The sequence below is a fragment of the Bacillus sp. FDAARGOS_235 genome, from assembly GCF_002073415.2.
Lineage (GTDB): Bacteria > Bacillota > Bacilli > Bacillales > Bacillaceae_G > Bacillus_A > Bacillus_A toyonensis.
The window spans coordinates 4,646,295-4,659,360 of sequence record NZ_CP020437.2 but is presented as its reverse complement, the minus strand read 5'-3'; the positions used below and the strand labels follow the sequence as shown (position 1 = coordinate 4,659,360).

General features: G+C 33.8%; 10 protein-coding genes. 3 read left to right on the top strand and 7 right to left on the bottom strand.

The window, feature by feature from the left end:
* Window positions 1-165: 165 nt before the first annotated feature.
* Together A6J74_RS26425 and A6J74_RS30150 are read right to left on the bottom strand one after the other, a co-directional pair.
* On the bottom strand, window positions 166-378 hold the full coding sequence (locus A6J74_RS26425; RefSeq protein WP_080609713.1) for a DNA-binding protein: 213 nt from the start codon (window positions 376-378) through the stop codon (window positions 166-168).
* Between the two features lie 233 nt (window positions 379-611).
* Window positions 612-764 carry a hypothetical protein gene (locus tag A6J74_RS30150; RefSeq protein ID WP_000383803.1) on the bottom strand — a complete coding sequence of 51 codons (153 nt, stop codon included), beginning with the start codon at window positions 762-764 and terminating at the stop codon, window positions 612-614.
* 159 nt (window positions 765-923) lie between these two features.
* Between A6J74_RS30150 and A6J74_RS26415 the strand changes: the two genes are divergently transcribed.
* The 3 genes from A6J74_RS26415 (at window position 924) to A6J74_RS26405 (ending at window position 4,245) form a co-directional block, all read left to right on the top strand.
* Entirely contained in the window at window positions 924-1,592 is a 669-nt protein-coding gene (locus tag A6J74_RS26415) for a hypothetical protein (protein WP_080609710.1), read from the top strand.
* Window positions 1,593-1,910: 318 nt separating this feature from the next.
* Complete coding sequence (locus A6J74_RS26410; protein ID WP_098155538.1) at window positions 1,911-3,287, top strand: AAA family ATPase; 1,377 nt, start codon at window positions 1,911-1,913, stop codon at window positions 3,285-3,287.
* Window positions 3,268-4,245: a DUF4435 domain-containing protein gene (locus A6J74_RS26405; protein ID WP_255410452.1), complete on the top strand. Its 978-nt coding sequence runs from the start codon at window positions 3,268-3,270 to the stop codon at window positions 4,243-4,245. Before A6J74_RS26410 ends, A6J74_RS26405 begins: the two co-directional genes overlap by 20 nt.
* Before the next feature lie 138 nt (window positions 4,246-4,383).
* Here A6J74_RS26405 and A6J74_RS26400 read toward each other — a convergent pair whose 3' ends face one another.
* The 5 genes from A6J74_RS26400 to A6J74_RS26380 form a co-directional block, all read right to left on the bottom strand.
* The gene (locus A6J74_RS26400; protein ID WP_080609705.1) at window positions 4,384-5,439 is read right to left on the bottom strand and encodes an N-acetylmuramoyl-L-alanine amidase; all 1,056 of its coding nucleotides are present in this window, start codon (window positions 5,437-5,439) and stop codon (window positions 4,384-4,386) included.
* Window positions 5,436-5,666, bottom strand: a complete 231-nt coding sequence (locus A6J74_RS26395) for a BhlA/UviB family holin-like peptide (protein WP_080609702.1) — start codon at window positions 5,664-5,666, stop codon at window positions 5,436-5,438. Before A6J74_RS26395 ends, A6J74_RS26400 begins: the two co-directional genes overlap by 4 nt.
* A gap of 122 nt (window positions 5,667-5,788) precedes the next feature.
* Window positions 5,789-6,187, bottom strand: coding sequence for a hypothetical protein (locus A6J74_RS26390; protein WP_080609700.1), 399 nt, complete (start codon window positions 6,185-6,187; stop codon window positions 5,789-5,791).
* Between the two features lie 14 nt (window positions 6,188-6,201).
* Complete coding sequence (locus tag A6J74_RS26385) at window positions 6,202-11,586, bottom strand: phage tail spike protein (protein WP_080609698.1); 5,385 nt, start codon at window positions 11,584-11,586, stop codon at window positions 6,202-6,204.
* Window positions 11,583-13,040 (bottom strand): distal tail protein Dit, encoded by a 1,458-nt coding sequence (locus tag A6J74_RS26380; RefSeq protein WP_080609695.1) that lies wholly within the window; start codon window positions 13,038-13,040, stop codon window positions 11,583-11,585. Before A6J74_RS26380 ends, A6J74_RS26385 begins: the two co-directional genes overlap by 4 nt.
* Between the last annotated feature and the right edge of the window lie 26 nt (window positions 13,041-13,066).

Sequence of the window (13,066 nt, the reverse complement as noted above, 5' to 3'; positions counted from 1 at the left end):
TCCTATCCGTCTTTTATATCAAAATAATAACATATTGAAAATCAAAAATTAAGCCTTCCTAACTTACAATTAACTGCCTTACTTTTTTATATCGTCTATTAAATAATACCTAAAAAAAGTTATCCTAAAAAGGATAACTCTTCTTTCACTTCTAAAAAATCTCTACTACTTCCTCATCTGTTCTTTCCTATTTAAAATATCCTCTTTAAAAAACAACCGATCTCGAACCATTTCTTTAATCGGCACTAACGTCCCGGACTTCACCAACTTATTTAAATTCTGCCTCGAGCATTCCAAAATCTCCAATGCCTCTGAAGTATTCACAATTTCATCATTTACGAATTGTATTAGTTCTTCCTTAGATTCAAAGTTATACATTTTTCTTCTCCTTTATATACAAAATAGCCATGTTGATTACCATTAGAATTATCGCTAGTATGGTACCAACGATACAGATATAACCCCAAGTGTTTAAATTATCATAATCAAGAATAGATACAATAAACACTAAAACAATGACTACAGGTAGATTCGTCCAGATAAATTTTTTCATAATAATATGGAATGTGATATAATCTTAAATGCAGGAGAGGTTTCCCTCCCCTGTGTGCTTATTCTGAGTCGTTTCCTTGGTCGGGGCGACTCTTTTGTTTTTCCTCTTTCACCTTGTAGTATGTATCTACGATGTTTTTAACACCTGCGGTTACTTGAGAGAAAACCGTTGCTGTTGTAGCTATAGCACCTAAGATTATTATCCAATCCACTTTGTTCACCTCCTGTTCTTTATACTCTTATTATACACCTTAAGTTGACTTAAGTCAACTATATTCAAGAATATTTTTCCTGTAAATCTAATTTTATCCTATGAAATCGACATATATCTGTTATACTTAATATCGCAATATATTTTAGGAGGAACTAATTTGAAAAAGTATCTATTATTACTTGTCTCTGTATTTTTCTCCCTAGCACTTGTGGCTTGTGGCTCAGAAGAAAAAACAGAAGAAAAGAGTGCGCCTACTGCCTCAGACCAAAAAGGTATTAAAGAAAGCAATTCGAAAACTAACGAAAAAACATTACTAACTAAAGTTGGAGAAAAGCAAAAATACAATGCTCAAGGCGGAGTTATTGAGCTAATGAAAATTAAAGAAATTAATCAAACTATTGATGTAGCTCCAATTAAAATGACTGTTCAAAATATCAAGCTATTTCAACTATCTGACCTTCCAGAACAAATGTTAACTGAGGCTAAAGAAGTCTATCAAACAACACCCACTAACGATGGAAAACTAAATTATATTCAAGTTATTTACACAGTGGAAAATACCTCAGATGAAAATATTAACTTCCTTAATTTTGATAAGGTAGTACTAAATAATGGTGAACAGTTAGAAGCAAATCGCAATTTCATTACAGAAAAAAACACTTCCTTTGAATACTTTGGAAAAGTTAAACAAGAACGTGTCCTAGGTTTGTTCTTCAATGGAGATCCAAAAGATATTACTAATGTCAAATTCATTACAAGTTCAACTTACCAGCAAAAGTCATATGATATGATTACTGATGGTCAACAAGTTCAATTTGATTTATAAAATAGCAAAGCCCTCTCATTCGAGAAGGGCTTTTTTATTACTTATTTTTTAATACGTTTACATTATTTCAATTTGCATTAATAGAATTTGTTATAATTAACTTAATTTAAGGGAGGGAGATAGTTTGAAGGTTGTTGAATCTATATTTAGAGGGTTTCGTTTGTTAAGTAAAATCATAAATCCTATATTAAAGGCATTATCTAAAAGTAAATTTTAAAGTTCCACGCAACAAAAGACACCATGTTTTATCACTTTAATTAACTTATAATATTTTTGTATTAAACTTTAGGAATTAGGTATTAAAAAGGAGGCGTTATTTTGTATTCTATCGAAATAAAAGGTTTGTTTGGTGATAGAGATGTTAAATTTAATTTTGAAAAACCTTTATTAATTTTAATAGGGGAAAATGGCATTGGAAAATCTACAGTTTTAAGTATTCTAAACTGCATTTTAGATAAAAACCCAGAAGGCTTAAAGGAATATGATTTTGAGTTAATTAAATTTAAAATAAATGAAGAAACTCATTGCTTATATAGAGATGACTTAGATAATATAATCACTGACTGGGAATTCAACTATACTATTTCGAGTCATTCATCTCTTTATGACGAAGAGTTTTTAGCAAATATAGCCAGAGAATTAAAGATATCGACTCGTTTAGTTGAACAGCGTTTTACTAAAAATAGATTCAATTTAATTTATGAACGAATGGAGCATATTCAATCACAAGGAGTTGCGACTCCTTTTGCAGATTATTTATTTAAGGAATTAGAAAATGAAAATTATATGAGCCTTCCTATCTTCAAAGATTTTTTCGAACCCATTTACTCCGAGTTTAAAGGAGAGTTACTCTATTTTCCGACTTATAGAAGAGTTGAAGAGGAAGCTTATAAGGTAGGACAATTTATTGATAAGGACTTAGGAAAAAGTGTCATTAAGTTCGGTATGCAAGATGTACAAAAAATCTTCAATAACATTATTGAGCAAATTAAAACAGAAACTATAAACGGTGTTCAGAAAGTGATGGATAGCCTATTTACAGATTTACTTTCTGAACCAAATTTATCTAATGAATATAATTCAATTGATTTAAAAAATAAAAGAGAAGATTTAGAAATAATTTTACAACGATCTGAAAACAGCTTACCTTTTTCTATGAAAAAAACATTAGAAAAATTAGATCTTATTTTAGATAAGAAAGAGTTAACAGACAAAGAACAGTTTATACTTTATTTTATAACGAAATATCTGAAAATTTATGAGTCCAGCAAGATTCATGATGAAAAAATAAACCTATTTATAAAAGTATGTAATTTATATTTTAAAGATAAAGAATTTATTTATGATGCAAAAAATGTGCATATAAATTTAGTTTCAAAATATGATTCCTCTAAAGAAATTCAGTTAAAATCGTTATCATCTGGCGAAAAACAAATAGTCTCTTTATTTGCTAGTTTATACTTAACAGGTAAAGAAGATTTTGTTATTTTATTCGATGAACCTGAACTTTCTCTCTCAATAAAATGGCAAGAAAAATTATTGAATGATATTTTACAATCACAAAAATGTAATTTTATGATGGCTGTAACACACTCACCTTTTATTGTTCCTAAAGAATTAAGAAAGTATACTCTTTCCTTTGGATCTACAGTTCAAAGAGAGGGGGGATATGTTGATGGAAGCATTTTTGAATGATTTTTTTGAAAAACAAGAAGAAGAATATGTAAAAGAATTTGCATTTTTACACGAGTATGACAATTTAGGTAATCAATTTTATTGCATTTGTGAAGGAAATGAAGATAGAATTTGCTATTTACCTAAAATAAAAAGTATTTTAAGAAAAGATATAAAAATATATGAAGTAGGCGGAAAAGATAACGTACTTGAAATATTTAATAGGTGCGAAAAACAACAAGGCTATAACTTAAATAAAATCATGTTTATTGTAGATCGTGATTTTGATGAACCTTTAAATAATCAAAAAGTTTATGAGCTACCAGTATACTCAGTAGAAAATTTATATGCAAATCCAGATGTATTGAAAGACTTTATTGAATTGACAGTTGAAGTTACTAATCAAGAAACTATTAGTAAAATACTAGAAAATTATTTACTTAGAGAAAAAGAATTTAATTCTTTTGTTCAAGAATTAAATATATGTCTTTATTACACAAAAAAAATATATGAATTCAAACAAGATAGTCTTGATGATACGTTTGCTTCTTATGCAGGGGTTTCTTTACCAAGTATCGATGACGATGAAGTAAAAAAGCTTATTAAAGTCACTTTACTTAAAATAGATATACATAATGATTTTAACTCAATAAGAGAAAAATATAATTTTTTAGACCCAGAAGACATAGAAAAAATGAAATCAAATACATTTTCTCTTGTAAATGCTCAGAAAAATTATAAAGGAAAATACCAACTCTATTTCTTTCTTTCCTATATAAAAGAACTAATTAAAGATTTAAACTTAGGTAGAGCTAAAGCTACAAATAGAATTTTAGCAGATAAAAATTACGGATGTGACATAGAAATGAAAGATAATACTTTATTTAATATTTTATCTAACTATGTTCAACTTCCTTTATGTTTTGAAACATACGTAAAAAGATTTATTACGGAACACGAATTAACTTCTGTATCTTAAGGATGGAGGAATCAACAATACATTTTTAATTAAACTGTACTCAAATCAACCAGATGTATGCAGTTGATTTGAGTACAAAATAAACTTTTAAAATTCATTTTATATAATCAAAATTACTTTACTATTTCCCCTTTTCAATTACTTCACATATACATATAATTCACTTGCAGTTATATAATATGTTTTACCTTTACTATTCTGTACTTTGTATTGCGGTGAACCATTCACTGTGACTTTTGAGCTTATAATGAATCCCAGCCCTTTATCTACTACTCCAGCAACATCTTTATCCTGCCAAGATGGAGTTTCATAGAAACGTAAATTTTCCACTTTAGAAATAACCCTTTTACCAGTTATAGTAGAAGTTTCATTCCCTTTGTAACGGATGTATGAGGAATCATAATAAACCCATTGGTTACCACCAAGATTTAACCAGTTCCCTAATTTAACCCATACTTTATAAGCCTGTCCTTTTTGTAGTTTACGAATAACACTATTATCTGTTGATGGTCCAGAACGAAGATTTACATTGTATCCCTCGATATATGCAACGCCATTCCCCTCTACTGTACCAGGTACTTCATTTGGTTTTTGTGGTTTAGTATCCACTGTAACAGAGTTCCCGTTATAAGCTTTTAATACGTCCGCTCGGAATTTAGCCTCTGATACACCATGACTACGAAGATAATCAATTGGATCTTCATGGTCTGTACCACCTAATTTATAAGTAATATCCTTATGTGTCCATAATCCTTTAGAAGGATGAATATTTCGTTCTCGCAAGACTTCTCCAATCAACTCTACATATCGTTCGTAAGAACGTTTGAATTTCACTGGATCGCTTGTCTCACACAATTCAATATGAACAAATCTAGCATTCGCTGCTGGACCTGCACCCCATGCACGATATTTAGTAGATGCAATTTGAATGTTTTCATCCCAATCCGTGGCATAATGCACAAAAGCATTTCTCCATGTTCTAGCTTCATAATTTCTAATATTAATAGCTGGAGCTTCTGGTGTCGCTGTGGAATGCGCTACTACTCCCTCATATGCACCGACACCATATCTATATCCTTGCTTTGGTAAATCTGGAATAATCATTTCTCTATCTGCAAAAACACTTCCTACAGATGTTAATAGAATAATAGAAGCCATTGTGACTGAACTTACTACTCTAATAGATTTTTTCATTTTACATCACCATTCCCCATAATTTTTTGTTTGATATCTGATACATCATTTGCTAATGAACTAAAGGCTTTTGCTTGTTCTTCAATTACAACCTGGTTCTTTTCAATGACCTTTTGATACTGCTCTTCACGCTGTTCATTCTTTTTTTGCGTAGTAAAAAGCATCCACACGAATAATGCTGCGAACGCTCCCTGCTGCATCATTGAATTGAAAATTGCATCTTCCATTGTTCTCATCCCCTTTGCAAAATAAAAAGAGCAGCGAAATCGCCCCTCTTTGTTATAAAAGCAGTATTTTATTCAAAATTAAAAACAGCTCATGGCTGCCCTACTTGTTTACATGTATTTAGTTAATACTGATCTGCAGATAATGCTCCTTCTATCATTCTATTTTCTACTTCTTCCACATGTTCAATTATCACTTCATCAGAAGCCCCTGGGCTCTTTCCAGTTAGCTTTACATAATCGTCTGCACAGATAAGACTTACTTTACCGAAAAGCTCAATCTCGTAAACTCTGCCACCCTTATTACATAAGTCACATGCAGTAGCAATGCGCATACTCAGCGTACCATCAGGAAGCCCCCAAACCTCTACTTTTGTATCTTCTTTGATACCGCAAAATTCTAGCATATCGTTTGGAATGCTAACTGTGACCTGATTTTCATCTTTCTTCAAATCAACTACTCTACCTAAGAATGGTGACTGTTCATTAGGTGGCATTGGACGCATAAACTTATCTGGATTCATACTCATCTCCCTCTCTATGTTCTAGAAGTCATCTTTGTGAAATCAACATAATTCCATCTACCATCATGGAAATACCACCCTAAACCTAAGCTACCATTTGTATAATGAATAGAACCTGCATTAGCACCAAAGTATCCACCACATACGTTAATCCCATTACATTCAATTGATTGTGTCGTTGCCACAGGATCTTTTGATTCAATTCGGAATCTATTTTCATTGTTGTAAATGTGACCGATGTAACTTCTACGTTCTCCACCGCCACGGGGATAAAAACTGAGTCCCGCACGATCATCTCCAACGAGTGCCATCATTTCGCCATTGCTTATGATTTCAAGTGGCGCATTCATATAATTCCATTTGTTCACATGATTGTGGTAAATAACATTATCTTTTGTACCAAGTGCAATTGTAGAAAAAGGCAGTGTTCCGTTTACGAGTTCTCCATGTGTTGTATCCCAGTTATAAACGGAAGGAACGTCACCTTCCACCAACTGAACACCTGATACAGCAATTGCTTGCATATTATTTAAGAGCCCCTCGCCAAATAAATCAATATAAACATAACCATTTCCTTCTACATAGTTACTCGGCACAGTGAAGGTTAAAGCGTATCTTACTATTTTCCCAGTTTGAATGCTTGGTGCATCGTAAGTTTTTGATGCTCGTCCAAGCTCCACGGGAGTGTCACCGTTATATTTACCGAATACCGCTCTCATGATTGGCTTGTTTGTAATGTTTACACGATTATCATTGGTAGTTGCTCTGAAATGAGCCGACAATGTGTATTTCTTACCTGGTTTTACACCATCAAATAATGTAAAACGAATCCAGTTTCCTAAATCTATCCGCAACGGATTAACCATTGGCTCATAATTGTTAACCACTGGTTTCTCAATATATGGATTAGACATAATTGTCCATGTAGGACTGTATTCAATCTTCAAAAAATAATTATTAAAATTCTTAAAAGAAATGTGTGAAAAGTCATGATCTGGAATGAGATTCTTCCTTGGTGTTACTGAAAATTTCTGCCCACGCTCATCTTCAAAAAAGAAGTCAGCCATTTTTGCTGTAATACCATTCTTATCGATCGTAACTTTCCCATTTTCGATTTTAATTACATCTGCATTAATACCTGTTGCAGTGAGCCATTTTACAATGGTATCAGCGTTAATCTGTAACTTAGCAACATTAATTTGAATCTTTTCAGCTGTTTGGTTAATAGCCGAGATAATATCGCCTTTTTGGACGGTACTAGTAATCGCTTTTTCAGTTACCTCAATACGTCCCTCTTGTTTTTCTACATACGCTTTATCCGCATATCTTCCGTCAGCCTGTTGTTTTGTATATACTTCGGTTTTTACTGCAGCAAGTTTAATTCCCTCCGTATTGGCGGAAATAAGGCGCTCTAATTCAGTTGTTTTCTGGTTGTAATCTAGTGCAGCTACTTTATTGGAAATATCTTCAATCATTTTATCAACATTAGTTTGATCTTTTGGATGCAACCAAAATTCTGTAGCTACTTTACCACGCTGCAGCATAGGCATACAGAACCAAGCTCTACCATTTCTTTGTACGTATGGTCGAAACCTTACAAATCCAGTTCCTGCCGGAGCTTTAGCTGTACAAATAGCTCTGACCCAAGTATTGTTAATGATTTGAACTCTTTCTCTAGCAGTTGAAATTCGGGTTGTTTTATTTGATTGCCAAAATTCCAACTCGATAAATACACCATTATCAATTGGAACTTTTCCATCAGTGTTAAAGTAAGCAGAAGTAACAATATCTTCATTAGGAGAACAATCTATAAATTGACTAAAAGCACCCCACCATACATCCTGGGTTTGTCCTGTAGTGTTCATAGAAAACGAATTGTATCCTTTATACTTTAGGTTAGGATCTATAGAGTGCCCAGTAGCCCACCCCCAGTATTTATTCCCTTGAGTGAAACCAGCGTCACGAATCTCATTAATAGATCCAAGACCGCCTACATAGTTCTCAACATCTTTCATCTTCACAGTCAGATCCAGTGCATCAGAATGTTGTTTGATTGTAGATTGCGCGTCGGAAATCTGTTTACCTTGTGCCGTTTGTGTTTCTAGTAACTTGCCAACGTTTTGAGAAACACCATCAGCCGTTTTTTCTACTGCTGTTACACGCTTATCAAATCCACTTTGATTATTGTCTACTTTTGTTACTGTTTCTTTGATTCCATCCACACTTTGCTCCAGTTCATATGTTGACTTACTGAAGTCAGTTGGAACAGATCCTTTTTCGAGTTTAGCTTTCTTGAAACGGAACCTTTTCCCTTTAGATGCTTCATTTCTAGAAAAACGAATTCTAAATCCCCATCCAGTAGCACGAACATCGATTTTAAACGTCCATGACTCACGACGCCAGTCTTTAGCTGGCACAGGCTTTTGTACTGACTCACTCCACGATCCGTTGATGTATTGGAATAAAATAAAATCTAAAAGAACATCATTTTGAAGGTCTAAAGATATTGTTATATCTTTCCCTTTTTCAAAGTCTCCTATCTTAGTGTTATCTAGATGGAATTGATAAAAGGCGTCTGTATGATCTTGACATTCAATCGCTACGTATTCGCCAGGTTGAACAAATGATGTGACTTTATTTAATACCGCGCCACCGATCATCCCGATTGTTTGAGGTCTTTCGTTTGGACCTGTATTGATTAGCCAGTTTTCACCACCTACAGTACGAGCTTCAACCTGTTCTAACTTTGTTGAGATATTCCCAGCTTCTTCTTTAATTTCAGTTGTTGTTTTACTTAGACCATTTGTTGTTTGTTGCACATCAGATATTGTCTTTTTTGTACCTTCCACCGTTTGCTCGACTGTATTTAATTTATTGCTGATATCAGTATCTTTTTTAGTTAGTGATTCAATAGAAGTTTTAAATCCGTCTGCAGTTTGCTCTGATTTAGTAACACGTTCTGTAAGCTTTCCTTGTGCGTTTTGTATATCTGATACAGAAGAATTTATGCCTTTAATGGTAGATTCGATATCTACTGTTTTTTTAGTGAAATCAGTTGTTGTTACTTGATCTTCGGGTGCTGGTGTCCATGCAGTCGGTACTGTGCCAATTTCTAATTTAGCCTTTTCAATTAACGTGTCCCCAGTGAAATCACGTGCTAAAGCGTAAACTGTGATTTCTTTAATAGGCTTATCCATTACTACAGCACTTGCTGTGAACCTTTCCTGGTTATACTGTTTACCTATTGTTAGGCGGTTTTCTACGCGGCAACTTGGATAATGAAAAGTATTGTCTGTGAAAGTAATCTTCACTTCGAAACCAATCCATTTATTCGTTGTACCCCATGCAGTAACTTTACCTGTAAAAAGGAAACTCATGGCAAGAGTCTTCCCTTGCATTAAAGTGGCTGCATCCTTCGCTACATCAAAATAGGTATGTGGCTTGTTTTCCCCATTCTTCACCGAATGCGATTTAGTAGCTGTTTCTAGTAATAGATTTCGGACACCAATTTCCGTATTTTCAACTATCGCCTTAAGCTCAGTAAGAGTGTTTTTTGAACCATCAGCGGTTACCTTAATATCATTCGTTTTCTGCTCCAACTGTGATAAACCTTCACTTGTTTTCTTTAACTCTGACTTCTCCGCTTTCTGTGTAAGAGCTTCATTAGTTTGCCCAATAGATGTATTAACGTCCTTGAACTTCTGAATATTCCCCTGCTTATCAGTTTCGTAGATTTGTTTCCCAATAAACCCATCTTTAATTTCATCTTTCGTATAAACACCGGCTTTATCTGCTTTATCTTTTAATTGGGTATTAATCCATGTTTGATCTACTTTGTCATCAACTTGTTTTTGAACATTAACTATTTGCTTAACTATTTCTTGCGCTTTACCTTCCACACTTTGAACCTTTTCATTTAATTCGCTTTTTGTAGCCTCAATATCTTTGGTTACCTGTTCCAATGTTTCTTTCTTAACGGATTCCACATCAGGAACAACAGGATCCCATTTACCATCCTTCCACAATTTCAGAATACCAGGCTTACCTTTGCTGATATCTTGCCACAACGTTTTTCTATCCTTTAAGTTTGCTATTGGTGGATTTACGCCTTCAATAATATCAACGGTATTATTTTTCAAGTTTTCAGCCACTTGTTCAGCAATTTTCTTCGCTGCTTCCGATTCTTTTCGAATGACTTCTGTTTCTTTTACGTTTTCTTGAAGCTTTTTATCTAACATATCTAGTAATTCTTTAGATGCTTTATTTGATAAGCTACCCATGATTTGTGCGTATAACCTATCGATCAGGCTTCGTGTATCTGCAATTTCACGATAGTCACCAAAGATATATTTATCTTTTGATGGATCAGTGTCACATTCATCAGCTGCTATTAATCTAGCTTCTAAGAAAAGTGGTGGACTAAACCCGATATCTTTTATTCGTACCGTATCTCCTTTACGAACCGCTTCATGAGATAAACCAAATACTTCTTCAAGTGCTACTGCATTTACTTCATATGAAGTAGAACTACCAATTCGCTTCTTTAATTCTGCTTCTGTTAATTGTTTGAGTCGTTGCTTCGTCATATCTTGATCTTCTGTTTGTGGTGAATAAATATCGAATAAATGCTTGCCATCTTTTGACCAACGTTGTAGAGCATCATTATTTCCTACATAAAGTTTTCCATCGTTTATTTCTTCAAATGTGAGAAATTCACCGGTTTCACTATTTTGTGGGCCGACACCTACAAGAGCGGTTACTACATCTTGACTATTCTCAATACGCCGGATGCCTTGTACATCTTTTCCTAGTAAAAACTCTTTCCCATTGTCACGGCCAACCTTTTTTACTAAATCTACATAACGACCGACAATAAAAGATCCTAGTATTTCTGTTTTAAAACGAATTTCAAGTTCAAACGTAGATGCGATTTGCTTTAAGAGATCAAGCGGATTTGTGAAATCTTTAATGTTAATGGTACGTATACCAACATACTCCGTAATCCCACGTTTCCATTCTGTACCTTGTAAAGCAAAGTCCATAGATTCATTGACTGTAGTAGCTTGCAAAGTTTGTGGTTTAATTACAGTTTCTTTCTTTAGTTTTGTATGTTCACCAAGTGCGTAAATCTTTTTCGGACGACCTGTTGTATCCTGTTCTACTTCTGTAATAATGTATGAAACAAAAGTACCGTCACGAGTTTGTTTAACGACAAGGTTCTGTTGTATAAGTGATGCCGCTATCTTTGTACCATCAGCTGTTGTGAACTCAAATTTATCTTTATTATCTTTAAGGTCCCATTGGCGTAAATCATCCCAATAATCCTGTTCTTTGATAACACCTATGATTTGTTCTGTTTTAAAATCCACAATATGTAATAGATTATTTGCTTTACTCATCTGTAACGCTCCCTATACGTGACATCTACCTGTCCAATGCTGTTTGGGAATATTTCGATTTCATTCTTTCCTTTTTCGACACGTATATAGTCACTCAAAAAATCCTTTATATTAATCGCATCTGCTCCGTTAATACGAATACTCGCATCCGATGAATCGATTTCTACAAGATCTCCTTTTTGAACAATATAAGGTATTTGACGTTCTGTATTGCTATTTACTTTTTGCACTTTAATATCATGTACAGCCGCAATTAATGATGGTGCATCATTAAACGAGCATATATGAACAACAATTTGAGCTACCTTTTTCATAAAGCTATTGCCCGTATCCCACCATTGGGCAAATTTTTCTGTATGGTAATTTCCTTTTTCATCGATTAAAGCAATATCACCCTGCCAATAATTTCCGACTCGTGCAATGTGTAGACGTCCATAAAAATCATTCCATGTTGTACGATAATAACCAGTTTCCGCTATAATCAGATGATTATAGTCACCGTTTCCTGCCATAACCTCACCGAAATTCTCGCTAGAATTTCTATATGCATCAAACATACCTACTTTTCCAACTACAACGCTGTTTTCATCTAATAAATAAAGTTCTACACGTCCCATAGTTGCAGGGTTTAAGTTTCGACATTCAACTATTGCATCAAGTGTGAAATCTTGTAGCGGTCCACCTGTAATGCTTCTTTTCACTGCTGGTCCGTGCCAAAATTGCCCTTGACCGTAATCAGATGGCATGATACGTGCGCCATCCGCTATCATTTTCCCTGCTACGATTCCATAATCTGAAACAAAATCTTTTCCCACTTCCGTCCAACCCACTAGAGAATTCGCTTTATCATGCATAACCAATTCATACCGACTTATTGGCGTTTCATCTATCTTAACTGGATATCCTATACGAAAATGTTGATTTCCATTTTTATTTATAATATCGATGAATGTGGAAGGATTCTCTACCTGTATCTTGAATTTTGGTTCTGAAAATACACTTCCTTCATTCAAAACATCCATTTTAATAATATTATTTGGTTCTAGTTTTGCTTTTGCATTTCGAATTGGTCCTAATTTATAAGGCATTGGACAAATGAATTTGATTGTTCCTATTCCAAGTGTTACAAATTCATCTGGATCAAAGCTATCATCCACAATTGCTAAATACGTTCTGTTTGGTTCTACGTCAAAAATAAGCTCTGTTGGTTGATCAGTTATTAGCCAACTTGCAATTTCCTCTTTCAACTTTTCTAAGTTAGATCCATCAGGTACTATAATTCCTACCGGAATAGATAAAACGCGCATTTCTGTTTGTGTGTTTAACAGTCTTGCTCCTGGATATCCTGGAACGTTTAGAAAATTTCGTTTCAATGGTGCCCAAGTAGGTCTTTTCCATCCTTTCGCAATTTGAATAAAGTTTTTACGTATTTTGTTAAATGTAAAAGAACTCATGTTGACACCTCATTTCTTTATAAAAT